The organism is Swingsia samuiensis (assembly GCF_006542355.1).
Classification (GTDB): domain Bacteria; phylum Pseudomonadota; class Alphaproteobacteria; order Acetobacterales; family Acetobacteraceae; genus Gluconobacter; species Gluconobacter samuiensis.
This window is the reverse complement of the sequence record NZ_CP038141.1, coordinates 207,937-233,935: the sequence shown is the minus strand read 5'-3', so window position 1 is coordinate 233,935 and position 25,999 is coordinate 207,937. Positions and strand designations below refer to the sequence as shown.

Here is a 25,999-nt window from a genome sequence, read left to right as displayed (position 1 = left end):
ATAGGTTGGGCGTTCATCTTTGCGTGACGTTCCATATGAGTGAATGAGATAATGGAGAAAGCATGGCTGCAGTGATCGATCTTCAGCGACTAGTTGGGCATTTGGATGATGCGTGTCGAGCGGCTTTAGAAGCGGCTGCAGGTGCAGCTTTATCGCGGACACATTATACGGTGGAAGTTGAGCACTGGCTGGCGCAGATTCTTCAGAATGAAAAATCGGACGTTTCGCAGTTTTTAGCGCATGAAGAGATTAATTCTGCGCAAGTTGCCGCTGGGCTTAATACGGTCTTGGATCGGTTCTCGACTGGGAATGGTCGTAGTCCGGCTCTTTCTCCAGAGTTGGTCGGGATTCTTAAAGATGGTTGGTTGATTGCAACGGTTGATCGATCAGACCGGGTGTTACGCTCAGGGCATGTTTTTTGTGCGGCGTTGGCGGATGAGGTTGTTGCGTCTCGGTTACGAGCAGCTATCCCTGCGTTGCGTAAGCTCGCAAGTGAAGTTTTGATTCGGGACTTTGATCATCTAGCTCAAGGAAGTGTTGAAGGTGTAACGAGTCTCCAATCAGGGGAGGAGGGAGAGATCGCTCCGCCTGTTAATAAAGGGGCGCTTGATCGCTTTACAACGGACTTGGTTGAACTTGCTCGGAGTGGAAAAATAGACCCTATTTTGGGGCGTGACCAAGAGATCCGGCAGGTTATAGATATATTGACACGCCGTCGGCAAAATAACCCCATTTTGACGGGGGAAGCTGGCGTTGGAAAAACGGCTGTTGTGGAGGGGTTGGCACTTCGTATCGCACAAGGAGATGTGCCTGAAGCGTTGGAACAAGTAGCAATTCGCACGTTGGACTTGGGCTTGTTGCAGGCAGGCGCTGGTGTGAAAGGCGAGTTTGAAAATCGCTTACGCTCGGTCATTGACGAGGTCAAAAATTCTCCCACACCGATCGTCTTGTTTATTGATGAAGCGCATACATTGATTGGAGCGGGTGGTCAGGCGGGGCAGGGTGATGCTGCGAACCTGTTAAAGCCACCTTTGGCGCGTGGTGAGTTGCGGATGATCGCTGCAACAACATGGGCAGAATATAAACGTTATTTTGAAAAAGACGCCGCATTAACCCGTCGTTTCCAAACCGTAAAAGTAGAAGAGCCTAATGAAGCCGTAGCTATTGATATGCTACGCGGGTTAGTTGCGGTGCTTGAAAAGCATCATGGTGTGCGCATTTTGGATGAAGCCACTGAGGCGGCTGTTCGGTTGTCTTCTCGCTTTATTCCAGATCGGCAACTGCCTGATAAAGGGGTGAGTTTGCTTGATACGGCGTGTGCGCGTGTCGCGATGAGTCAAGGTTCTACCCCCGGAGATATTGAAAATCGGCGCCGGCGTGTTGCAGCAATTGAACGTGAGATTGAACTGCTTGAACGTGAAGCACTTTCAGGCGCTTCGCACGAGACGCGTGTTGCAAAATTGCGTGCTGAAGCGGAGGAGATTTCAGAGCGTTTGCAAGAAGACGAAGCGCGTTTGGCTCAGGAGAAGGACGTTGTTCATGCGTTGATGGAGCTGCGCCTAGAAGCTGAAAAAGAAGGGGCTGATTCTGCTGAGGCGCGTGAAAAGGCGATTGCTCTTTCAGACGAGCTCAAGAACCTACAGGGTGAAAGCCCAATGATACACCCTGTCGTAGATGCGCAGGTTGTGGCGGAGATTGTTGAAAACTGGACGGGTGTTCCAGCGCGTCGCATGCGTTCTGATGAGGTCGAGCGTTTGTTGCGTTTGGAAGATGATTTGCGTGCTCGTGTGGTCGGGCAGGATCATGCACTTAAAGCTGTTTCAGAGGCGATACGTGTTTCTCGCGCAGGCCTCACAGACCCGCGTAAGCCAGTAGGGGTTTTCCTTATGGCGGGGACATCAGGTGTCGGTAAAACCGAGACGGCGACCGCTTTGGCTGAGTTGCTCTATGGAGGCGCTCAAAGTCTTACAACCATTAATATGACGGAATTCAAGGAGGAGCATAAGGTTAGCCTCTTGATGGGAAGCCCCCCTGGTTATGTCGGTTATGGTGAAGGCGGTGTTATGACAGAGGCTGTGCGCCGTCGCCCACATTCTGTTTTGTTGCTGGATGAGTTTGAAAAAGCGCACCCCGGTGTGCAGGATATTTTCTTTCAGGCGTTTGATAAGGGTGCCATGAAAGATGGTGAAGGGCGAGATATCGACTTTCGCAATACGATTATCATTATGACAACAAATGCAGGAACGCAGTTGATTGATGCGCTCTTTGCAGACCCAGAGACGGCGCCAGACGCTGAAACTCTTGCAACAGCGTTGAATGAGGAAATGTTAAAGCATTTCAAGGCTGCGTTTTTGGGGCGTGTAACATTGGTGCCTTATTTGCCGCTCTCGGAAGAGACGCGTCGAATGATTGTTCAGTTGCAAGTGGCAAAAGTGATCAAACGGGTAGCGTCTGTTTATGGTGTCACATTGACATTTGATGAAACGGCAATTGAAGCGCTACAGGCGCGCTCTGCTTCAAGTGCTTCTGGAGCGCGAATCATTGAACGAACGATCGCTGTAGAGATTTTGCCGCTTTTGGCGCGCTCTTTCCTTGGTCGGCGTTCGGACGAGCCATCTGTTGATATACGGCTTATCTATGAGAATGGCTTTAAGCTCGAGCAGGCAGGCGCTTAAAAAATTTCTCCCCTCATGCAGTTTAAGTGGCTGCATGGGGATAGCAGGTAAGTGATTTTTAACCTGCGTTAAAATATGTTAAATAACGCCGTGTCGCCAAGAAGTCTTCTTTGGCGAAAAAAAAGATGGATTTTAAGTGGGGGTGTATTAAAGTTAAGTAAATGTAGTGGAATTTTACATTGGTAACTTAAAAACAAAAGACCTTTGCCTCTAAAAGGTTTATTGTTGTTTGAGTAAAGCTTTCGAAGGGTGGTCCTTCGAGTGATATATAGATTGTAAGGATTAGCACAAGAAATGGCTATTTATCTGAAGTACGGCGATGCACAAGGTGATGTAACTGAAGCAAATCACACGCATTGGGTTGAATTGTTGGATGCTCACTGGAGCATGTCACGTACGATTCGTAGTGCAGTAGGTAACGGTAAGAACCGTGAATCTACATCTGCGCACGTTAGCGAATTGACGATGACAAAGCTGGTTGATAACTCCAGTCACGTTCTTGCAACATATGCTTTCGTTGGTCAGGCTCGCCCTGCTCAGATCGATTTCACACGCGTTAGCGAAGGTGGTGAAATCGTATTCCGTACGTTGCACATGAAAGATGCGATTATCTCCAGCTTGAATAACTCAGGTGCAGGTAAAGAGCGTCCAGTAGAAGTCTTAACTCTGAACTTCACAGAGTTGACCATTGAAGATCATGGACAAGATTCTTCTGGTAACAAAACAGCTCCAAAACGTATCATTTACGACCTTACACAGGCAAAAACTGCGTAAGAGACAAGCTGTCGACAAAGTGGCGCTGCGGAGGTGTCTGCGGCGCCATATTTGTTTAGAAATTGTTTGTAATTTAACGCCAAAAAACAAAGGGAATCCCCATTTATGGGAGGCCAGCTCCAGAACCTCCTTTTGCTGACATCGCCACTAGGGGATGATACGCAGCCAACGCAAGAGGGTACGTTGCATGCTGTTTCACTGGATGCGGTGGAAAAGCTTAGTGAACCATTTGTGTTGAATATTGGTGCTGTTTCAACTGAGCAGCAACTTGCTCCAAGTCGTTTGTTGCATAAGCCTATTACTCTGACAGTTCATCGAAAAGATGGAACAGATCGATATTTTAACGGTCTTGTGCGTCATGTATCAGGGAATGGGATTGAGCAGCGAGGGCGTTGGGAATATCATCTGGAAGTTGTTCCTTCGTTATGGTTTTTATCGCAGACGAGTGATTCCCGGATTTTTCAGAACAAAACATCTGTAGAAATCCTGCAAATTATTTTTTCAACTCACGGCGTTCAGCCTGTTGAGTTTCGTGTGTCGGGTAGTCAGCCTGTTCGGGAATATACGACGCAGTTTAATGAAAGTGATCTGGACTTCTGTCATCGTATTATGCAGGAGAGTGGTTTCTTTTATTATTTCATCCATACAAAAAATCAGCATATTTTGGTTGTCACGAATAGCAACCAAGGCTTTACCACGATGGAAGAGCCGAGCCATCGGGTGGTTGCGGCTGGAAATAACGTAGATATTATTAGCGACTGGCATACGGGGCAGCGTGTAGCACCGAGTAAAGTCGTGCATCGAGATTATGATCCGACACGCCCATCAACGCCTGTGGTTGGGCATGCTGTTGCAGAAGACCCTTCTGGTAATTCTCATTATTCTGTTTGGCCTGCGTTAACCTCTGACCATAGTCATGCTCAGGATCGATCACGCCATGCTTTAGAGGCTGGAGCAGCAGAATCTGGATTGGGGCGTGGGAAAGGGTATAACCCTCATTTTAGCCCTGGGTATCGCTTTAGTATCGATAATAATCCATCGAGTGCTGGTAGCGAATATATCGTTCAGGCAACGCATCATCATGCGGTTGATCAGACATGGCTCGGGGGGACTTCTCCTGCCCAATACGGGGTGAATTTTAAGAGTTTTGAAGCGAACCAGCCATGGCGTGAGCACCGTACTCTTCCACGTCCATCAATGCCGGGGATTTATTCTGCGATTGTGTTGGGTGAAGGCGGAGAGGAGATCCACGTCGATCGTCTTGGGCGGATTAAGGTGCGTCTATTGTTTGATCATCGGCGGGATACGGTTGGAACCCACGCAACATGGGTACGTGTTTTGCAACCATGGGCTGGAAACGGCTGGGGTTGGCAGCATCTTCCGCGCGTTGGGTCAGAGGTTGGTGTTTCTTTTATTAGTGGTGATTGTGATAATCCGGTTGTTGTCGGCAGTTTTTATCATGAGCAGAATAAACCAGCATTTAGTTTGCCCGGTGAAAAAACGAAGACTGGTTTCCGTAGCCGCTCGACGATGGGCGGCGGGACTGCTGATTATAATGAATTATCATTTGATGATCAGAGCGGCCAAGAAAAGCTTTTCATGCAGGCGCAGCGTGATCATCACGTAAAAGTCAAGCGTAACGAGTTGAATGAAGTTGGCCTTGATCGGACGACGGTTGTTGAACGAAACGAAACGTTCAATAGTCGTAAGGGTGACATTCATATTCAAGCGGATTCAAAGACGATTACCATTCAGGCGGCTCAGGAAATTCGTTTAGAATGTGGGAATTCTTCGATCACGATTGGACCTGATTCTGTCAAAATTTCCTCTCCGAAAGTGATAACAGAAGGTCAGGATGTGCAGGTTGAGGGGGATAGTGAGGTTTTGGTTAAGGGAGGTATGATACGCCTTAACCCATAAGGGGCTGGGCGTTTTATCGTTCTTTGAGTAACAGCTTGATATTAACACTAAACTGAAAGAGTGAGGGGGTTGCCTCACTTGAAAACTGGAGGAACAGGAGATGGCAGAACTTACGCTTGTGCCGCGCCGCACACCACCTGGTGTTGCACCTGAGGCGTTTCATGTTCGCAATCAACATGCAACGCTTGGGCGTGGAGCGCAATGCGATTGGGTCTTGTCCGATCCGCAGCGTCTTCTATCTAAACGTCATTGCGAAGTGGCTTGGCGTAACGGCATCTGGACGGTTACTGATCTGAGCAGCAATGGTACCACGTTAGGGGGTAAAGCCCTTACCCGTGGTGAGCCGCATGAGCTGCGGGATGGGGATCGGATCGGGTGCGGTAATTATGAAATGGATGTGGTGTTCGGGCAGGAGGTTCAAGAGCCTTCTCCTTATGCTCAACCACAGCAAAGGGAGAGCACATCCGGGCAGGATCCATTGGCTGCTTTTTCTAATCCTTTTGAAGGGGATGGAGTGTTCGCTCCTCCTGTAACGCCGGATCACAAAGCATATGGCCGTGCAGGGCATGATGGTGCAGCAGACCCTATGGCGTCATTCTTTGATGATGAAGCTGCGCGTTCCACTCATTCCTCAGAAGGGATGGCAGAAAATCATCAATCCTTTGATTTTTCCTTAGGGGCAAATGAAGGTGGTCTTGATTTTGGGAAAGGGACGGCCTCAGGAGATGTGTCGTCTGTTCATCCCCAGACTTCTGGTATCTATGATTCATTTGCGCCGCCTCGACCCACTTCCCAGCTTTTGCCGGAAGATTGGAATGAGCCAGATCATGGGCATTCAGTCAGGCATGTAGAAAAAGCTACGCCAGAAGTGCCTCAGTCTCCTTTCGTTAAGGAAGAGCCTGTTGCGCCTCATGTAGATCCTACTCCTGCGCCAGAGGCTTATGTAGAACCTCCAGTAGAGCCTCGTAATGTTCCAGATGTGGCGCAAGATTATTACGCAGCGCCGGAGCAGGCGCCTCCCTCAGCTCACGTTCCAGCGTCTGCCCCAGAGTATTATTCAGAAGCTGATGGTTCTGGTGTGGCATCTGTGGCCGCTTTTATGCGCGGAGCAGCTTTAGAAGGACTGCCGTCAGAAGCGCCAGAAGTTTTTTTTGAAGAGCTTGGCCGGACGTTCCGTTCTTTTGTTATCGGGTTAAGGCGTGCGATGATCGCCCGGGCAGAAGTAAAGGGTGAGTTTCGTATTGATCAGACGATGATTCAACCTTTTGGTAATAATCCCTTAAAGTTTGCAGTGGATGATGATGATGCGTTGTCCGCACTTTTGGGGGTTGGCCGACGAACCGGTGTCTCTAGCCCAGATGCCGTGGCAGATGCGCTACGTGATATTCAGATTCATGAAATGGCATTGACGCGTTCAATTGAACCATCAGTGCGTGAATTTATGGCTTTGAATGGTCCTGATGCTGTTCTGGAGACTTTGTCATTCCCCAAAGATCAATCGCTTTCTTTGTTCCGTCGCGCAAAAGCGTGGACGGCTTACGTACAGCATACGAAGGCGATGGCTGAAACGACGCACGAAACGCTGGATGGTGCTTTTGGGCGTGCTTTTGGCCGCATTTATGAGGCTGCTCGGGCTGAAATCGAAGCGCAAGGAGCCGAAAATGTACGTAAAAAAGGCCGCGGTCCTTCTATACGACGAAAGCCGTAGGAGAATAAACGATGAGTTGGGCTAGTCGCGTTATTTGGCAGGAAGGGCTCTTTTTACGAGCGCAACACTTCCAGCAACAGGATCGATGGGGTGCGCATGATCTGGCACAAAGCCTTTCATTGGTTCGTTCCTATGGGTGGGGCTTTTCTGTTCTGGAGCTTTCACGAGATCTGTTGGCATCAGGTCGTTTAGGGCTTTCGGCGGCAATTGGAATTTTTGAGGACGGTACGCGCTTTTCTGCTCCTGATGAATCTTTGTTGCCGCCCCCTTTACTTGTGCCGGAAAATGCACGGGATGTTTTGGTTTACTTGGCGCTGCCGATGGCAGGGCCGGGGCGGGATGAGTTTGGTTCTGAAGGGAATACCGCACGTTATTCAGGTGTGAGTCAGGAAGTTTTTGACACACATAGTGACTCTCCTGATCCTGCTACAATTATGGTCGGGCAGCTCGCTCCTCGGCTGATGCTCGGGACAGATGATCTATCTGGATATCACTGTCTTTCTGTTGCTCGTATTGTTGAGGTCACAACCGATCGTCGGGTGATGCTTGATGATACATGGATACCCCCTGTTATTATTAGTTCAGGCGCTACAGTTCTTACCAATTTATTGGTTGAATTAGCTGGTATTTTACATCAGCGCGGCGAAGCTATTGCCGGGCGGTTGAGTGCAATTGGCGCGCGGAGTAACACCGAGATTGCAGATTTTATGTTGTTGCAATCCTTAAATGGCTGGCAACCTCTGATTGCTCACCTCGCAGATGGGGCCCGTGTGCACCCAGAAGAGTTGTTTCGTACGTTGCTCGTGATGGCGGGCGAACTGGCAACTTTTACAGAATCATCCCGGCGACCAGAGCATTTTGAACCATATCGACATGATGATTTGAGGCGGAGTTTTACTCCCGTTATGGCGGCCATTCGACGCGCACTTTCAAGCGTTCTGGAGCAAACGGCAGTTCAAATTCCTCTCAAAACGCATCGTCATGGTGTTAATGTTGGAACGATTACCGATCGTACCGTTCTGTCTGGCGGAAGTATCGTGCTTGTTGTCCGGGCTGATGTTCCAACAGAAACGCTTCGTCGTGTCTTTCCGAAAACGGTTAAAATCGGTGCCGTTGAGCATATTCGGGAGTTGGTGAATGTGGCCCTCCCAGGAATTGAACTGAGGCTATTGCCCGTTGCTCCACGACAGATGCCATTTATGAGTAATGCACTTTACTTCGAGCTTGAGCGCCATTCAGCGCAGTGGGAAACATTACGGAATTCTGCGGGATTTGCTATCCATGTTTCGCATGACTTTCCGAATTTGAAACTGGAATTATGGGCGATCCGCACATGATGGGCACAAATAATCCGTTCGTAGAGGAAGATGACGATCGTACCGTCATCATGTCACGTGATAAGATATCGGCCTTATCTGCGCGACAAAATGTTGTAAATGCAGAAAAGTCTGAAGCGCAGGATATTGAGTTTTCGTCTTTGTTACGTGGAGATGAGGCGCCTGTTGTAGCTTGTGCAGGCTCGTTGTTGACATTAATGGCACGTTTACGAAACACCATTAGTGTTCCGAATGCGGGTGTCTTGCGTGAGCGTGCCGTCCGTGAGGTTGAGCGTTATGGCTCTGCTTTACGGGATGCTCATATTCAAACAGATAAAATTCGCCTAGCGCATTATATTGTTTGTGCGAGCTTGGATGATGTCGTGCAATGTACGCCATGGGGGTCTCATGGGCCATGGGCTGATCTGTCTTTAACATCTGCGTATCACCGTGATGTAAGGGGTGGAGAGCGCTTTTTTGGTATTTTGAAAAAGCTTTTAGAAAGCCCCAATGCGTATATTGATGTAATTGAATTAATGTATTTGTGCATGTCGTTAGGGATGCAGGGGCAATATCGTTTAATGCCACGGGGCCCGGCAGAGTTTGAGCGTATCCGTGAAGAAACATATGCGACGATCGTCCGTGTTCGCGGAACGGCGGGTGCTGATTTGTCGCGACACTGGGTTGGTGTGGCGGAGCCATATCGTCCATTGCGTTTTGAAATGCCGGTTTGGCTCGCTTTGATTTTGGGCGTTGGGTTGGTTGGGATGGCCTATGCCTTAGCGCTTTTAGCTGCCGGTGGAGCGTCTGATTCTTTAATGGCGAGTGCATCGGCTCTACCACCACATTCCATGCCTGCTATTTCACGGACAAACATGGTTCCACCTGCTCCTGTTATTCCTGATTCTGACCGTTTGCGGCAGCGTATTTTGGCTTCTTTGCAAGGGGATATTCATGACGGAACATTGAGCATCCTTGGGAACCAGCGCATACTTGTTATTCGTATTCAGAGCCAAGGAATGTTCGAAACGGGTGGTACGAACATTACACCACAATATGCCGCGGTATTGCGTCGTGTAGGAGACGCGATAGGTCAAAGCAAAGCGCATATTAACGTTGTCGGATATACGGATTCACAACCGATCCGTACTGTTTCGTACCCATCAAATTATGAGCTGTCGTTGGCGCGTGCACAAGCTGCCGCAGATATTATGGTGCCTTATGTTGGTAAGGCTAATGTGCATGCATCAGGACAAGGTGCATTATCCCCAGTTGGAGATAATGCCACACCAGAAGGACGTCGCGCTAATCGACGGGTAGAGATTTTCGTTGAAGAGGATCGCCCATAGTGAATGTGTTTTATAGTTTACTTACATTATTGCAGAGATTTGTAAGCAATCGTTGGTCGCAAGCATTAGGTGTTGCTTCATTGCTGACGGGGATGTTGTGGTTTTATCTCCCCCTCATGACCTTTTTCATGCCGGTTATCCGTCGGTTAATTGTAATTGGTGTTGTTTGGGTTGTCGTTTTTGCGATTGCTTGGTTTGTTCAGCGCCGCAGTGATAAACAAGAACGAGCTTTAGATGCTGCCGTTACTGACGGGGGAGCGAATAATACCAAGAATGATGAAAAGCTTGAGCAGGTTGCAAATGAGGAAGTAAAGGAACTTCGTCAACGTTTGCAGACTGCTATTGCGACACTACGTAAGCGCGGTGTTCGGCGGCTTTATGATTTGCCGTGGTATGTTTTAATTGGGCCTCCAGGGGCGGGTAAAACTACGGCGCTGCGAAAATCAGGACTGCATTTTCCTCTTGAAGAAAGTGGAGAAACGGCACTTCAGGGCGTCGGTGGCACACGTCTATGTGACTGGTGGTTTGCGGATGAGGCTGTTCTGATTGATACGGCAGGTCGTTACACAACGCAGGATAGTGCGCGCGCTGTAGACCGAGCTGGATGGCTGGGCTTTTTAGATAGTTTGCGCAAGGTAAGATCACGCCAACCAATTAATGGTGTGATTGTGATGATCTCTGTTTTGGATATGGTCTCCGGCTCACCAGAAACAAGAGAGATGCATGCGCAACAGGTGCGTATGCGGATTAATGAGGTTACGGAAAAGCTTGGTGTCCGTATCCCAGTTTATCTCATTTTCAATAAAATTGATCGTCTTGCAGGTTTTGAAGCTTTCTTCGAAGATTTGGATGTTGCGGGGCGCCAACAAGTTTGGGGCATGACATTCCCGGTTGGTGAAGGGATTGAACACTTCAACCGTGAATTTGATGAGTTGATAGCACATCTTGATCGTCGGTTGATTGATCGTTTGCAGGCAGAGCGTGCGCCAGATCGTCGGGCGATTATGAGTGGTTTCCCTCTTCAGGTTGCAAGTTTGTCTGAACCAATTCAAGCTTTTCTTGAAGTGGCATTTCGCGGGAGTCGGATTGATAAGCCGCCTTTCTTGCGCGGTGTGTATCTGACCTCTGCAACGCAGGTGGGTGCTCCGTTGGATCGGTTGTCTGGAGCCTTGGCGCGTTCATTCGGTATCGATCAACATCGCTCTGAACGTCAAAATCATGATAGCGCTCGTGGATACTTCCTGACACGTTTGATGCGGGATGTTATTTTAGGTGAGTCACTCCTTGGAGTGTATGCCCCAGAGCGGTATCGTAAGAGACGCCGGTTACGTATTGCTGCATTTGGTGTGATTGGCGTGGTAAGCGTATTAGCGATTTTGCTGATCTGGCAAGGGCATCGACAGGCGCGCCAAATGGAACAGCAGGAGTTGCAGCGTTTTGCAGCATATCATGATGCTGTTGCGCCTGTAATTGTTAAAAAAATTGATCATGATTCAGATTTGCCAGCTGTTTCGGATGCGTTGGATCAGGCTGAAGCGTTAAAAAAGAAGCCACAAGAACGTTTAGCTGGTTTGTTGCGTATTGGCTCCACTGCGGCTGCATATCAGGCTGGAGAGGGGACGTATGAAAGTGCTCTGACACGGCTGCTTTATCCGCGTTTATTATGGCGTATTGAGCAGGATATGCGGGAGCATTTTCAGGATCCGGCTTACCTGTATGATGCAACGCGTGTTTATTTGCTCTTGGGTGGTTTAGGGTCTCATGACCGTGGGTTAGTAACAAACTGGTTTGTTGAGGAGTGGGCGCGGCGTTATCCTGGAGCACTCAATAATGCGTTGAGAGCACGTTTGAAGCACCATTTGGAAGCGCTTCTTGCATTGCCTGCTCCGATGGATGCAACGTTGGATGGTGACCTTGTTCGGCGTGCACGAATTGCATTTGGGCATGTAACACCAGCCCAGCGGATTTATAGTCGCTTGCGGGATTTACCTATCCCGGCCGATATGCATGATTGGAGCCCACAAGAAGCATTGGGGAGTATGGCAAACCCTCCCTTTATCCGTCGGAGCAATGCTCCGCTGAGTGATGGGGTGCCGGCGTTCTATACCGGAGCAGGCTATGCCCAGATTGTTCGTCAGCAACTACCTGCTGCTGCACGGGATGTGGCCAATGAATCTTGGGTTGTAGGGCATGATACAGCGATGGATGTTCGTGGTAGTGATGCAGCCGCTTTAGAGGCCGATGTTGCGCGCCTATGGACAGAAGATGCGCGTCAGCATTGGTCCTCAACATTGAATGACTTAGCCATTGCTCTGGGGAATGATCCACGTCAGATTTCAGGTTCTCTTTATTTGCTGTCTTCTCCTCAATCTCCTTTGCGGGATATGGTGCGTTCGATTGTCGTTGCGCAGACTATTCCAATGCCGGGAGATGATAAGAAAGAGAGTAAAAATGCGACGGTCGCATCCCATACAGAGGTAGATCCTAATACATACGGTCCGATTGATCGTGCAGCATTGGAATGGAATGCTTCTTTAAAATCGTTAGCGGATATGTTGACGCCTTCTGGTGGTGGAACCCCGCCAATGGATACCGTGACAGGGTTGATTGGTCAGTTAGATGAAGCGATGGAAGGAACAGGTTCTGTACGCGGTGCACCTGCTGGGGTCGGTATGCCTGATCCAACCGAACGGTTAAGAGCGGAGGCTTCCCGTCGCCCAGAACCTATTTCATCTTGGTTGCGTGAAATTGCCGATATGGGACAGGCCTCGCGTGCGCAGGAGGCTAAGGCTTCGGCATCTGGTGCTTTCAATGGTGAAGATGGGCCCAGTGCAGCGTGTCACGCTCTTGTTAAAAAACACTTTCCTTTTGATCCAAGAGCGACAGAAGATGCACCACTAGATCAGTTTGTTCGTGTGTTTGCGCCGGGCGGGTTGTTTGATCGGTACATTGAGCAATCTGTTGCGCCTTATACAGATCAAACAGGACGTGTGTGGCGTTTGCATGATGCAGGTGGTGTTCATGCGCCCTTTACACCGGCGCAATTGGCTGCCTTTCAAAAGGTTTCCGCTATTCGGGATACGTTCTTCCCGGCTGCTGGTGCACCGTTCTTGAGCTTAACGATTACATTCCATTCAGATAGCGATATGGTTTTGAAGCTTGGAAATATGACCATTCATTCAGACCAGCCTGCGATGCTTTCATGGCCCGGCTCTGACGGATTGGCCCCTGCGGTAATTACCCGCACCCTTAAAGGGCAGGAGCAGGTTTTGGAACGAGGAGATGGGTTATGGGGCGTTGTTCATTTGCTTCAGAAGGGATACGCTCAAGGTAATTCGATCCTTTATCCAGATGGTGAAACGATATCTGTGCGTGGTTCAAAAAATAATTCTCCGTTCAATATTCTCTTTGGCTTTACATGTCCGGAAATACGATGATGTTGGAGCCTTTTTCAGGGTATTGGGGAAAACTCCCAGCTCATGGCGATTTTTTGCGTGCAGGTTTTCCCGAGAATGTGTTGATGCAGTTTGACCGTTGGGTGAGTAACCAATTACGGGAAGCAAAAGAGCGGCACGGTGAAAGGTTTGAGGAAATTTGGCACGGTGCGCCAAGTTGGAATTTTATTATCCGTGCAGGAATGCTTGATCCAAAATATGCAATAACAGGAATATGGATGCCGAGCATTGATGCTGTTGGGCGTTGTTTCCCTTTTGTGTTTGCAATTATGCATGACCCAGAAGAAGTAATGTTTCGGATGTTGCCGCCTTATGAATCTGTTCTGAGACAGGCAATTGAACATACGCAGACTATTGATACGTTAGAGGATCATTTATCTGCTGTGGAGAGCCATCCTCCTTCTTTCACACCCAAAATTTTTGATACCTGGTGGCAATCAGGACGTGATGGGGCAACTTTAAATGGAGCTTTGCCTTCAGGAACGGCTTTTGATTGGCTGTTGGAAGCAATTCCTTTAGAATCGCAGAATATGTCTGAAGTAGAAGGTAAATAACTGGTAAATGGAGTGAATCTGCAAGAAAATAAAGGAAGAAATATTGCACAATATGTCTTAATTTGACAAAATACGTTACATATTGCTGAGTGTGAGGGGGAGGAGTTCTCATGCTTTTGGCTAAAGTCCTGAGAGAGCGTTGATTGATGCAATTACCTTTAGGGGCTGAATATATTTCGAGTAAGCGAAATAGTACTCGGAATGTTTCTGCTCTGAATTATGATCTTGATGTGGTTCTCGATAAGATTGCGGGTGTTTTTGCAGCATCTGCCTCTTCGGAAATCAAAGCGGCTGTAAGGCAAGTTCTGGACGAACTCGTTGCTGCCTGCAATGCAGATGGCGCAGTCCTGCTTAGGAAGGAAACAGACAAAGGGTCTGAGGACTTCCACGCTTTTGTTGCTTCTCAGATTGGTTTGCCTCCTGAAACATGGATCCGTCGTATTTATAACGCGGATCACAACAGTGGGGAGGAAGGCTGTTTTGAGCTTTTGGATTGGCGCCAAAAAAGAGGGAAGGTTTACGCCCAATTTTTGGACGGTGGTGTTCTTATCCTAAGGTGGAATAGATATTCTATAACCCCATGGATGCAGGATATCCCGACCTTAATGCGTCGGGCTGGCGCATTAATGATGATGGCTCTGAAGCGTGAGGACCTTGCGCAGGAGCGGTGTCATGTGTTGCGGCAACTAAGCGAGAGTCAGCAACTTGATGTGGCGGGCGCGACGGCTGTAGCTATGGCGCATAACCTGAACAACGTTTTAGCGGCGATGCGAGGGCAGACAGAAATTGCTCTGGAAGCATTGCGTGATAAGCCAAGTGGTTATGAAGCGGTTATGGCTATTCGGAATGCCAGTGAACGAGCGGCAGAGCTTATTGAAAGCATTTTAAGCTTTGGGCAAAGTGATATACCGTCTTCTCCGATGAATATTGGTCGTATGGTTCTGGATACGATTAACTTTATCCGTCCGACGGTGCCTCGTCGTATTCGGGTTGCCTTAGATGATCAAGGGGGTGGCGCTTATGTTTATGGTCGTGCAGCGGAGCTTCAACAGGTAGTTCTTAATCTTTTGCGTAATGCTGTGCAGGCTATTGCAGGCGATGGGGATATTTCTATTCGTTTGCGTCAACAGAAAGAAGCTCATCCCATAGACATGCAAGTTGGTCTTCTGGAAGATAAGCCTTATTTGGTTATGGAGGTGGAAGACACGGGCGTTGGAATTGATCCTTCTTTATATGAGTCAATTTTTCGTCCTTTTTATACAACTCGGACGGCAGGAAGTGGCTTGGGTCTTTCTACAGTCGCGGAGATCGTTGTTGGGCATAATGGCGCTTTGCGTCTTGCGCCTGCTCAGCAAGGGAAAGGCACGCTTTTTGAAGTCTGGCTGCCGATATGTGAGCGGAATGGTGCGCGTATTCCAGTTGGCAGTGGAGAAGGTGAGACTGTTTGGGTTGTCGCACAGAACCCTGTGCGTGAGCGTTTGGAAGATGTGCTTGCAGCCTTAGGGTATGAGCCTTGCGGGTATGAAGGGGTCAATTCTGCGTTAGAAGTCCTCGCAGAAGATCCTCTTCTTGCGTCGATTGTGTTAGTACATGTCGATCATGCTGATCTTGACTGTTGTTTTATGGTGGCGGAGCGTTTTCGATCTGTATCGCAATCGGTGTTATTAGTTATTCTTATTCCTGGTCGAATGGCCGTTACGCCTCTCGATCAACATTCTGACCAGCTAACATGGCTAGTTGGGTCAGATAATAATGCTGCAATTGCAGCGTGTATGCGGCTAGTGGCGAATGCCTTGGCAAATAAAAAAATCTCTCAAGGAGCAATCAAGTGAGTTTTACGCGTCAGATTACGGCTTTAACACAAGCGTCTCGGGTTATATGTCCGAAAAGCGCTTTGCGTCGTGCGATGCTTTCCTTTTTGGCAGGTGGCGCGTTTTTAGTAACCAGTCAGGCAATGGCTAAGCCTTCGCTTGTTACGCTGATTGATCTTTACGCAGGAAAAAGCGATCAACAAACGGCATGCTCTTCATCTCTTGTTGAGTTGCGTAATGCTTTAGATAGCATTGGTATTCCAACCTCACGCCCGGCTGTTCCAACAGCAGATGCATTGCGGATGGTGCTTTCGCAAGTTGCCAACCAAGGTGGTACTGGTCCGAAAATGGTTGTCGTGTGTGGTGAAGGTATGGCTTTGGATGGTCAGCTTTTTATCGCTCCTGCTGATTTGTCTGCTGCAACATCTGATTTGAGCCGTAAAGGCGTAAGTGCAGATACATTTTCACGTGTCGCTGGCCCAGGAAGCTTGACGGCACTGGATATATCCGCACTCCCTGGCGCGACTATTTCTTCTGAAGCAGGCGATCAATGGACGAATGCTGCTCCAGCGAATACATCACGTTTGCTCTCGGTAGAACATTCAACAGACACAGCATCTTTAGTCCATCGTTTGACAGCTGCGGCAAAAGGCCATGGTGATGTTATGTTTGCATCATTTTTGGGTGTGCCAGCGGGAAGCGCTCAACCATCTGCTCCTGTAGTGGAACAACATGCTCCAGCTGTGCCGCCTCAGCCAGCAAAGGAAGTTCCGGCTCCTCAGCAACCTGTAGAAAAGCCTACACCGGCTCCTGAAAAACAGGCAGACAATCACGCAGCAACCTCTGCATCCACACAGCCACAAGCTTCTAATGCAAATGTAGCTCATGTAGCAGCTCCGAAACCAGCTCCTCATCCGAAGGCGGTTCGTCGGCTTGTAAAACATTATAAGCCTAATCCAGAGTTGCATCAGGCGCAGCTTGGTTTGTTGGCAAATGGCTATTATCACGGTCAGGTATCTGGGTTTAACAATGCTGCTACTGTGCGTGCTATTCGTGATTATCAGAAAAAGGTTGGTCACCCAGTAACGGGTAAACTAACAGCAGATGAACAAACCACGTTGACGGGTGGAAAATAAGACAATGACGCTTCGTTTGAAGATATACTCGGCATTGGGTGCTGTGAGTGTAGGAGCTTATCTCGTGCTGCTAAGCAGTATGTCACATAGCGATCACGCTGCCAGTATCGCTTCAGCGAAGCGGGTGGCAGAGCTCATGGTTGCGCAGGCTGATGTCGCGGATCAGTATACGCGTCAAGAAATTACGCCGTTGCTTGATAGTGCTATGCAAAACCGAATGGTTTTTATTCCACAAAGTGCGGGTTTTTATGCGGTAGAAACGCAAGGCCGTCAGATTGGAAAAGCATTACCAGGCTATGGGCTGCGTCGTGTTGTTTTGGATGCGACAGGTCCAGACGATACGCCCAATCCTTGGGAGAGGGATATGATTACCCGTCTTCGTGCGCCGGGCGGTAGGCAGCCTTTTACCGAAATTCGTCCAGGGAATGTTCTTGCCTATGTCGTTCCGTTGAAAATGACGGAAGGGGTTTGTGCTACGTGTTATTCGTCACGAGAGCAGGCGCCTGAAGCCATTCGTGATACATTTGGTGGAGCGCAAGGGTTTAACCGGCAGAATGGAGAAGTGGTTGGAGCTACTATTGCTTCTGTGCCGTTAACACCCGTTGCCGTTTCGGGGCGGATATTACCGGCCATCATTTTGCTTATCTGTTGGGCTGTTGCCTGTGCATTGATTGAGTTTTTGCTGCTGCGTCCATTACAGCGGATGACGGCCATTGCTGAACGTGTTTCGATGGGTGAAAAAGGCGTTGAGGAATTCAAGACCCAATCGAAAGATGAGGTAGGTGCTTTAGCACAATCCTTCAATCGCTTGCGTCGAAGCATGGAAAGCGCCATTGAGTTGGTTAAATCATGACAGCATCACACGATATTCCACAAAGGATCGGGCGCTTTCGAATTGATAGCGTGCTTGGTCGTGGAGCGATGGGCATTGTTTATAAAGGGTATGACGAGCAGATTGATCGGCCGGTTGGGATTAAGCTAATCCGTGCTGATTTGCTTGAAGGAGAAGAGCGCGAGAATTATTTCGCGCGCTTTTTAAATGAAGCCAAAATTGCAGGGCGGTGTTTACACCAGAATATCGTTAATCTGTATGATTTCTCTTTCCATGAAAATAATCCATATTTGGTTATGGAGTATGTTGATGGAGTGGGGCTTCAACAGGCTCTTCCACGGGGAACTCAGTGGAAAGAAAGCGATGTTATCCCGATTGCATTGCAGGCTTTAAATGCTTTGAATTATGCACATAGTCTGGGCATTGTGCATCGGGATGTTAAGCCGCCTAATATTTTGCTGACGACGGAATCTAAACTTAAAATCACTGATTTTGGTATTTCTCGTCTAAGCAGCACTGAGCAAACCATGACGCCTTTGCTGATTGGTACGCCGAGTTATATGTCCCCTGAGCAGTGCATGGGAGGAGAGCTTGATGGGCGCTCTGACCTGTTCTCTTTAGGGTGTGTCATGTATGAGATGCTCGCTGGGCGTAAGCCCTTCACGGGAGCAAGTTATACAGATACGATCATTTCTATTTTGAATAAGCCCCATGAGCCTCTTCAGAATATACGGAGTGATTTAACCCCAGCTCTAGTTGAAGCCATTGATCGGGCTTTAGCGAAAAAACCTGCGGATCGATTTGAGAATGCGCGTGCTTTTGCGTATGTCCTTGAAGAGATTTCTGGCTCTTCTGCATCACGCATTACGCCTATCCCCGCCGACCTTGCGGAGAAAGTGGCGCAGTCTCAAAAGCAGTCTGAAGAAAAACAGTTTTCAGCACATAAAAGTGCCCCTTCCGCTGATGACGATGATGATACTCTTGTTGCACCATTGCCTGAGCGTGTTGAAGAGGTATCACACCAGGTTCATCCGGGTGGGGGAGTAAAGCAAGCCGCTCTGTCTGATGAGGATGATGATCCAACAGAAGTTATGGTGTTGGATGATTTGCATGCAAAACTGGCACAAGAATCAGCCCCTCACGTAGGAGAGCAAGTATCTCCAGAAGAAGCTGTATCTGTAGCGGAGGGTACAGGAAGTGAGAGTATTGCGGGCGGGTATGACACAAGTCCGTCCCATGAGGCTCATGAAGATGAGCAAATAGCATGGCTGAATTGGACAGCGCAGTGTTTGACAAGGGTTATTGGTCCTATTGGTCCTCTTGTCGTTGAACGGTTTTGGAAAGAATCTCACCCTGAGGCGTTGATCGAAGATTGTGCTAATTTTATTCAACATGCCAATGAGAGGGAAGCTTTTTTGCGGTATGTTCATGGGACGAATACATTCCAGAACTTGACGCGAGTGAAGTAACATACTTCACTCGCGAAAAGACGTGATATTTTAAGAGGATGTCTCTGAAAGGGATGATGTCGATGCGTATGAGTTTCTTTGGCAACGTGTGTTGAGCTATAACTTAATCCATGGCGATACTGTCAGAATATAGTTATAGCGCGACCGATAAAGGGCCATTCCGTTCGGAAAATCAGGATGCACTGATATGTAGGCCGGATATTGGTGTGTATGCTGTTGCCGATGGAGCGGGAGGACATACGGGCGGTAAACTTGCATCAACAACGGTTATGGATGCAATCGCCCGGTTGCCGGCCGGTATTCCTGTAGATCAACGGCTTGCCGCTATTCGACATGCGGTGGGAGATGCGCATAAAAGATTGCGAAAATTCGCAGATGAGAACGGTGAGGGCGCAGTAACAACCGTTGTCGTTCTTCTTTTGGCAGGTGATTATTTCGTAGCGTTATGGGTTGGCGATTCACGTATCTATATGCTGCGTAAAGGGGAGCTTATTCAGCTTACGCATGATCATACGTTGGTCCAGCAAATGATTGATGCAGGAACTCTTTCACCAGATGAAGGGAAAAATCATCCTCAAGCGAATATTATTACGCGTGCAGCAGGTGGGATGGAGGACGACTTTCAGCTTGATAAAAGGACAGGGACAGTGCTGCCAGGCGATCGCTTTTTGTTATGTAGTGATGGCCTTATGAAAACAATGGATGATGATGAAATAGCATTTATTTTAGAGCAGGATGGAGATGTTGCAGAAGCACTTTTAGCCACGGCCTTACGACGTCGTGCGCGTGATAATGTGTCTGTTGTAACAGTAGTGAGGCCATAAGAGGTCATAATAAAATTAATTGTAAAAAATAATTGGGTGTTTAGGGAATGGAAACGAAACAATCGGTCTTGTTGATCGATGATAATAATGAATTCCGATCAGCCATTGCACAATATTTGCTTTTGAATGGATTACAGGTTTTTTCAGCAAGTGGATTGGAAGATTTAGAGGGAATTGATCCAGATTGGTCGCAATGGATCATCGTGTTGGATTTGCAGCTTGGCACCGTAAACGGCATTGATGTAATGCGTTTTTTACGTGAAAAAACAGATGCTCCGATTATTTTGATGACTGGTCACCATGTATCAGAAATGGATCGCGTCATTGGTCTTGAATTGGGTGCAGATGATTATTTGATTAAGCCGTTTGGGCCAAGAGAGCTCTTGGCTAGAATTAGAGCCTTGGGCCGCCGGTACGAGAAATTCTGTCAGGCAAAAGAAGAGAAAGAACAAATACAAAAATCTATTCCGGATGAAAAATACTCTGAAGACACATCTGTTAATCGAATTTATCGTTTTGGAAAATGGGAGTTGGACAAACGCTCTCGTGTTTTAAAGGACCCATCAGGGCGTGTTGTTAAGTTAACGAAAGGTGATTTCACACTGTTGGTGGCGTTTTTGAACGCTCCTGGCCGTCCGCTTTCGCGGGAGTATCTTTTGAATGCTACACGTATTCATGAAGATGTTTATGATAGGAGTGTGGATGTTCAAATTTTGCGTTTGCGTCGTCGCTTTGATCGGGGCAGTGTCAATGGGTTGAGAGGGCGTGATATTATTCGAACCGATCGTGGTTTGGGATATGTGTTTACGTTAGATGTTGTAAGCTGAATATAGTGTTGTCATTGTAATAATGTCATTCAGGCAAGGGATTGGCAGGGTAAAGCAATGCAATGATGATGTTTAAGTCTATTTTACCAAGTTTATGTTTCTTGACTGTGCTTCAATTGAGTGGTCTTGGTGCGTCTGCTTCTGCGCAAGATCGGCGTGATGTAAAGCCGCCGTCGTGGCCTCGTCAGATATGTGCAGAACTTGTTCCTGCTGATGTAGGCCGCCTACAATCAGTTCTTGATGATTGCCCTTCTGGTTCTGCTCTTCGTTTAAGGCATGGGCGTTTTGTGAGTGCCCCATTAACGGTAACGTCTGGCGTTTTTTTATGGGTTGATCAAGATGCGACGTTGGTCGCAACGTCTGATCCGCTGACATATGATCGTGGTACGGGCTTATGTGGTAAGCTCGATGAAAAAGGAAATGCTTGTCGACCATTTTTGCTGTTTCAACATACGCGTGGTGGCGGGTTGATTGGGAAAGGGACGATAGAGGGGCAGGGTGATAAGCCTATGTTCGGCTCATCATTAACGTGGTGGCAGCTTGCTCGAAGTGCTCAAAACGAAGACTTAAAGCAAAATGCTCCTCGGTTAATTACGCTAGATCATGTGCGTGATTTTACGCTGGGGTATATCACCATCAAGAACTCCCCGAATTTTCATGTTGTGATTAACCAAAGTGCAGGAGTAACCCTATGGGGAGTGACGATAGATACGCCCGCAGATGCTCGTAATACAGATGGGATAGATCCGATCTCGTCGCATGACATTACGATTGCACATAGTATTATCCGAACAGGGGATGATAATATTGCTATTAAGGCAGGCCGAAGTGGGGCAAGCCATCATATGTCAATTCTGGATAGCCAGTTTTACTGGGGGCACGGTCTTTCAATCGGTAGTGAAACAATGGGTGGCGTACACGATATCCTAGTTAAGGACGTGACGATTGATGGAGCGAAGTGGGGAGTTCGTATTAAGAGTAATGCAACGCGTGGTGGTAAGGTAGAGCATATCGTTTATGAGAATTTGTATATATGTCATACTCCATGGCCGATTTTTTTAGATACGCATTATGATCAGAAGGACGAAGGAAGCGATATTCCTTTGTATAAAGATATTTTGTTCAAGAATATTAATATTGATAGCGGAACTGTTTATATTCATGGATATGATGAGAATAATTTATCAACAGTTTCTTTTGAAAATTTGGTTACTCAATCAAAAGTTAAGTGGTCTACGGAGTATGCTCACATTAGTAAGTGAGTAACTTCAAGATCATGGCGGAGAGGGTGGGATTCGAACCCACGGTACGCTATTAACGTACGGCGGTTTTCAAGACCGCTGCCTTAAACCACTCGGCCACCTCTCCTAACTCTTTGAGGGAACCCCAAGAGTCGACCCTGATAAAACAGGATGCTGTAGAGGCTTCATGCTATGAGAATGCTTTGGCGTCAACCACTCTTTTTATAAAAATGTAATATTTTCATAATAATGCCATGAAAAATTTACTTTTTGAAACAGAAAGGGGGGATTTTTGTAACATATTCTTGTGCCATAGTGAGGTTGCTTTTTAATTGTTTGTTTGAAGGAGGGATAAACCATGAGATTATCAACGCGTAGCGTTTTTCTATCGGCAATGCTTGTGCTGGGAATGGGGGCTTCCGTATCTGATGCACGTGCGTGTTCAATGGGTGGGGGAGAAATGATGATGGGTCATCCTTTTCCTCCATTGCCAGCAAGTGTAAAACTGAACGAGCAACAAAAAGCTGAGTTACATGGCGTACTGCACTTGGCTCACGAGCAAAGTCAAATTGTACATGAAAAGTTAAGAACAGTTCGTGAAAAAATGAATGCTGCATTATATGCAGATGGTGAACTCGATCACGCTTCTTTAAATGAGTTGTTGCATCAAGAGGCGGTTCTTTATGAGCAAGAGGCTCGTAGTCGCTTGGAAGTTCAGGAGAAGATACACGATATTTTAACGCCTGAGCAGCGTAAGCAAGCCATTGAGGCGATGCGTAAAGTTAAAGAACTGCATAAGCAGATTGATGCCTTGATTGCTCCACCTTCTGCGAGTGAGCCTCCTGGAGCGCTTTAATAAAGAAAGTCATTCAGCAGGTGAGGCTCTATTTGCTTGACCTAAAACAAGATCAGTTGTAAGGATTTCTTGTTTTCGGACACGCCACCTCGCGAAGGCTCGCGCAGTGGCGTGTTTTTGTTGTCTATAAGGTGACCCGTTGTTCGATCAACTATCAGGTAAGATGTCCGGTGTTTTGGAAGGCCTTTCCAAGAATGGAAAGCTTTCCGAGGCAGATGTTACGGAAGCAATGCGTGAAGTCCGGCTCGCGATGCTGGAAGCGGACGTTGCGCTACCAGTCGTGCGTGACTTTGTTAATAAAGTGCGTGAACGTGCTGTCGGGCATGAAGTTCTTGATAGTGTCTCTCCAGGCCAAGCTGTTGCGAAAATTGTTAATGATGCACTGATTGATGCATTGGGCGGCGCTGGCGCTGTTCCGCTTAACCTTTCAGCAGCCCCTCCTGTTCCAGTCTTGATGGTGGGCTTACAAGGGTCTGGTAAGACAACAACATCTGGTAAAATCGCATTAAGGCTTTCTTCCCGTGAAGGAAAGAAGGTTCTTCTGGCTAGTTTGGACGTTCAGCGTCCTGCCGCTCAATTGCAGCTCCAACAATTGGCAGAGCGTGTAAATGGTCTGACGGGGCGGGTAACGTCTTTGCCGATCATTGCTGGGCAGTCTCCTGTGGAGATTGCGCGTCGTGCTTTGGATGTCGGTCGCGTTGAAGGATGTGATGTCGTTATCCTCGATACGGCGGGTCGTCTGTCCATTGATGAAGCTTTGATGGATGAAGTCCGGCAAATCCGCTCAGTAACGCAACCAGCGGAAACGCTTTTGGTTGTCGATGCGATGACCGGTCAGGATGCGGTTAATACGGCGAAGTCCTTTAATGAGGCGGTTGGTATTACAGGCGTCGTCATGAGCCGAATGGATGGCGATGCGCGCGGTGGTGCGGCGCTGTCCATGAAGGCAATCACAGGTGCGCCGATCAAGCTGACGGGCTCAGGTGAGAAACTTGAAGCTTTAGAAGAATTCCACCCAGAGCGCGTCGCAGGACGTATTTTGGGGCTGGGTGACGTTGCTGGTCTTGTTGAAAAAGCGGCTGAAACGCTTGATCAGGAAGAAGGCGAGCGCGTTGCGAAAAAAATGCTCGCGGGGAAGTTTGATCTGGATGATTATGTCTCTCAGATTGATCAGATAAACCGTATGGGCTCCATTACTGGCATCTTGGGAATGCTGCCAGGGATGGGGAAAATCAAAGAAATGCTAGGTGATAAAGAGATTGATACGTCAATCTTTAAGCGTCACAAGGCAATTATTTCTTCGATGACCAAGCAGGAGCGTAAAACTCCTGCCATTATCAAAGCCTCCCGTAAGAAAAGAATTGCTGCGGGGTCAGGAACAACAGTTCAGGAAGTGAACCGTCTGCTCAAGCAGTTTGATGACATGTCCACCATGATGAAACGCATTAGCAAAATGGGTCTTGGTGGCCTTATGCGTGGTATGGGTGGTGCAGGTGGTCCCGGAGGTTTGGCGGATTTAATGAAAGGAATGGGGAAGCCGGGAGGTCGTCCTCCTTTCGGTTGATCTGTCCTTTTTAGTGTAGAGTTTGTTTTAGGAGTTTTTATGAGCTTAAAAATTCGTCTTGCGCGCGCTGGTGCGAAAAAGCGTCCATATTATCACATTGTTGTTGCTGATAGCCGCAGCCCACGTGACGGTCGTTTCATTGAGAAGGTTGGTGCATACAACCCAATGCTTCCTTCAGACCATGCTGATCGTATTCGTTTAGAAAATGAGCGTATTCAGTATTGGCTTTCTAATGGTGCGCAGGCCACAGACCGTGTTGCACGTTTCCTAGGAAATGCAGGTTTGGCTCCTAAGCCTGTTTACCATGATCAGCCTAAGAAATCTGCTCCTAAAGCTAAGGCTCAAGAGCGTGCAGCTGCTGCTGCAGAAGCTGCAAAAAACGCAGCTTAATTCATAGTGCTGCTTAGCGTTCTGGGCGTTTGAACTGTGGCTCGTTTTAATCCTGATCGTGATGTGCTGGTTGCAACCATTGGTCGTCCTCATGGCGTCCGTGGGTTGGTGCATCTTCATGAGGCAACAGCTTCTTCAGCTTCGGTTGAAGAATTGGGTGTTCTTCATGATGAGTTTGGGAACGAGTGGACAGCCCACTGGACTTCACCGGGCGTAGCGATTTTGAAGAATATTCAAGGCGTTGCACTGGCAGACCGTACAGCTGCAGAAAAGCTGGTTAATCGTCGACTATATGTTGCGCGGGAATCTTTGCCAGAAACAGAAGATGATGAATTTTATCATTCTGACTTGATTGGAATGACAGCTGTTTCTGAAAAAGGTGAGGTGCTTGGCGAGGTTGCAATTGTTCATGATTACGGGGCTGGTGTCAGCCTTGAGATTGATCGTGGGTTGATTGTTCCTTTTACAAAAGCTTGTGTGCCGCATGTTGATCTTGCTCAACGTCGTGTGACGATTGTTCCACCTGTAGAAGTTGAGGTCGAAGGAGATCTGGAAGGGGAAGTGCAGGTGCGCTCATGAGTTGGCAAGCAGATCTTCTTACGCTTTTTCCCGATATGTTTCCCGGTCCTTTAGGGTTTTCCTTAGCTGGGCGCGCATTGGAAAAAGGTATTTGGGCTTGTGAAACTCATGATTTGAGAACGTATGGCTTAGGGCGTCATCGTGCGGTGGACGATACACCTTTTGGTGGTGGCGCAGGTATGGTCATGCGGGCAGATGTGCTGGATGCAGCATTATCGGCTCTCCCTGCAAAAGAAGAGCGTCCTATTATTTACCCGACACCACGTGGACGGCGCTTATCCCACGCAGACGTCGAGCGTTTTGCAACGGGATCAGGTGTAATTGTTCTTTGTGGACGCTTTGAAGGCGTAGACGAACGGGTTTTGGAAAAGCACAGCATTGAGCAGTTTTGCATGGGAGATGTTGTGTTATCAGGTGGAGAAATTCCAGCTTTGATGCTTCTGGATGCGTGTATTCGTCTTCTTCCTGGGGTTATGGGTTCTGAAGTGAGTGGGCAGGATGAAAGCTTTGCCGATGGCTTACTTGAGTACCCGCAATATACTAAGCCGGCAGAATGGGACGGTCGCAAGGTACCCGATGTTCTTTTGTCCGGTCATCATGGAGCCATTGCGCAGTGGCGTCATGAACAGTCAATCGCTGTAACAAAGGCACGCCGTCCAGATTTATGGGATGCGTATCTCACGCAGCAGCAGGTTCATTAAAGTTTAGTTTTTAGGAGT

At 48.0% G+C, this 25,999-nt stretch carries 20 protein-coding genes and 1 tRNA gene; 20 read left to right on the top strand and 1 reads right to left on the bottom strand.

Features of this window, described 5'->3' with window-relative positions; all coding sequences use genetic code 11:
* The first annotated feature begins 62 nt into the window (after window positions 1-62).
* The 15 genes from tssH to E3D00_RS01020 all read left to right on the top strand — a co-directional run bounded on the left by tssH (window position 63) and on the right by E3D00_RS01020 (window position 21,912).
* Window positions 63-2,675 (top strand): type VI secretion system ATPase TssH, encoded by a 2,613-nt coding sequence (gene tssH, locus E3D00_RS01090; RefSeq protein ID WP_141459182.1) that lies wholly within the window; start codon window positions 63-65, stop codon window positions 2,673-2,675.
* A gap of 294 nt (window positions 2,676-2,969) precedes the next feature.
* Window positions 2,970-3,449, top strand: coding sequence for an Hcp family type VI secretion system effector (locus tag E3D00_RS01085; RefSeq protein ID WP_141459180.1), 480 nt, complete (start codon window positions 2,970-2,972; stop codon window positions 3,447-3,449).
* A 105-nt stretch (window positions 3,450-3,554) separates the two neighbouring features.
* The gene (locus E3D00_RS01080) at window positions 3,555-5,369 is read left to right on the top strand and encodes a type VI secretion system Vgr family protein (RefSeq protein WP_141459178.1); all 1,815 of its coding nucleotides are present in this window, start codon (window positions 3,555-3,557) and stop codon (window positions 5,367-5,369) included.
* A 100-nt stretch (window positions 5,370-5,469) separates the two neighbouring features.
* Window positions 5,470-7,077, top strand: coding sequence for a type VI secretion system-associated FHA domain protein TagH (tagH, locus tag E3D00_RS01075; RefSeq protein WP_141459176.1), 1,608 nt, complete (start codon window positions 5,470-5,472; stop codon window positions 7,075-7,077).
* Between the two features lie 11 nt (window positions 7,078-7,088).
* Entirely contained in the window at window positions 7,089-8,414 is a 1,326-nt protein-coding gene (gene tssK, locus E3D00_RS01070) for a type VI secretion system baseplate subunit TssK (RefSeq protein WP_141459174.1), read from the top strand.
* Window positions 8,411-9,742, top strand: a complete 1,332-nt coding sequence (gene icmH / locus E3D00_RS01065; protein ID WP_181441972.1) for a type IVB secretion system protein IcmH/DotU — start codon at window positions 8,411-8,413, stop codon at window positions 9,740-9,742. The genes tssK and icmH overlap by 4 nt, the downstream gene beginning before the upstream one ends.
* A complete protein-coding gene (tssM, locus tag E3D00_RS01060) occupies window positions 9,742-13,179 on the top strand; it encodes a type VI secretion system membrane subunit TssM (protein ID WP_141459170.1) in 3,438 nt (1,145 codons plus the stop codon). Before icmH ends, tssM begins: the two co-directional genes overlap by 1 nt.
* Window positions 13,176-13,751 carry a type VI secretion system-associated protein TagF gene (gene tagF / locus E3D00_RS01055; RefSeq protein WP_220093254.1) on the top strand — a complete coding sequence of 192 codons (576 nt, stop codon included), beginning with the start codon at window positions 13,176-13,178 and terminating at the stop codon, window positions 13,749-13,751. The genes tssM and tagF overlap by 4 nt, the downstream gene beginning before the upstream one ends.
* Before the next feature lie 146 nt (window positions 13,752-13,897).
* Window positions 13,898-15,583: an ATP-binding protein gene (locus tag E3D00_RS01050; RefSeq protein ID WP_141459166.1), complete on the top strand. Its 1,686-nt coding sequence runs from the start codon at window positions 13,898-13,900 to the stop codon at window positions 15,581-15,583.
* Window positions 15,580-16,698, top strand: a complete 1,119-nt coding sequence (locus E3D00_RS01045) for a peptidoglycan-binding domain-containing protein (protein ID WP_141459164.1) — start codon at window positions 15,580-15,582, stop codon at window positions 16,696-16,698. Before E3D00_RS01050 ends, E3D00_RS01045 begins: the two co-directional genes overlap by 4 nt.
* 4 nt (window positions 16,699-16,702) lie before the next feature.
* Window positions 16,703-17,551, top strand: coding sequence for a c-type heme family protein (locus E3D00_RS01040; protein WP_141459162.1), 849 nt, complete (start codon window positions 16,703-16,705; stop codon window positions 17,549-17,551).
* A complete protein-coding gene (locus tag E3D00_RS01035) occupies window positions 17,548-18,999 on the top strand; it encodes a serine/threonine-protein kinase (protein WP_141459160.1) in 1,452 nt (483 codons plus the stop codon). The genes E3D00_RS01040 and E3D00_RS01035 overlap by 4 nt, the downstream gene beginning before the upstream one ends.
* Window positions 19,000-19,109: 110 nt before the next feature.
* Window positions 19,110-19,823: a PP2C family protein-serine/threonine phosphatase gene (locus E3D00_RS01030; RefSeq protein WP_141459158.1), complete on the top strand. Its 714-nt coding sequence runs from the start codon at window positions 19,110-19,112 to the stop codon at window positions 19,821-19,823.
* A gap of 47 nt (window positions 19,824-19,870) precedes the next feature.
* Window positions 19,871-20,650, top strand: coding sequence for a response regulator (locus E3D00_RS01025; RefSeq protein ID WP_141459156.1), 780 nt, complete (start codon window positions 19,871-19,873; stop codon window positions 20,648-20,650).
* Window positions 20,651-20,712: 62 nt separating this feature from the next.
* Window positions 20,713-21,912, top strand: coding sequence for a glycoside hydrolase family 28 protein (locus tag E3D00_RS01020; protein WP_141459154.1), 1,200 nt, complete (start codon window positions 20,713-20,715; stop codon window positions 21,910-21,912).
* Between the two features lie 15 nt (window positions 21,913-21,927).
* Here the strand turns inward: E3D00_RS01020 and E3D00_RS01015 are convergent.
* Window positions 21,928-22,018: transfer RNA gene (locus E3D00_RS01015), tRNA-Ser, on the bottom strand.
* A 231-nt stretch (window positions 22,019-22,249) separates the two neighbouring features.
* Between E3D00_RS01015 and E3D00_RS01010 the strand changes: the two genes are divergently transcribed.
* The 5 genes from E3D00_RS01010 (at window position 22,250) to trmD (ending at window position 25,981) form a co-directional block, all read left to right on the top strand.
* Window positions 22,250-22,747, top strand: coding sequence for a Spy/CpxP family protein refolding chaperone (locus E3D00_RS01010; RefSeq protein WP_141459152.1), 498 nt, complete (start codon window positions 22,250-22,252; stop codon window positions 22,745-22,747).
* 139 nt (window positions 22,748-22,886) lie between these two features.
* Complete coding sequence (ffh, locus tag E3D00_RS01005; RefSeq protein ID WP_141459150.1) at window positions 22,887-24,311, top strand: signal recognition particle protein; 1,425 nt, start codon at window positions 22,887-22,889, stop codon at window positions 24,309-24,311.
* A gap of 39 nt (window positions 24,312-24,350) precedes the next feature.
* On the top strand, window positions 24,351-24,701 hold the full coding sequence (rpsP, locus tag E3D00_RS01000) for a 30S ribosomal protein S16 (protein ID WP_141459148.1): 351 nt from the start codon (window positions 24,351-24,353) through the stop codon (window positions 24,699-24,701).
* A gap of 36 nt (window positions 24,702-24,737) precedes the next feature.
* Window positions 24,738-25,280 (top strand): ribosome maturation factor RimM, encoded by a 543-nt coding sequence (rimM, locus tag E3D00_RS00995; protein ID WP_141459146.1) that lies wholly within the window; start codon window positions 24,738-24,740, stop codon window positions 25,278-25,280.
* Complete coding sequence (gene trmD / locus E3D00_RS00990) at window positions 25,277-25,981, top strand: tRNA (guanosine(37)-N1)-methyltransferase TrmD (RefSeq protein WP_141459144.1); 705 nt, start codon at window positions 25,277-25,279, stop codon at window positions 25,979-25,981. Before rimM ends, trmD begins: the two co-directional genes overlap by 4 nt.
* Window positions 25,982-25,999 lie beyond the last annotated feature (18 nt).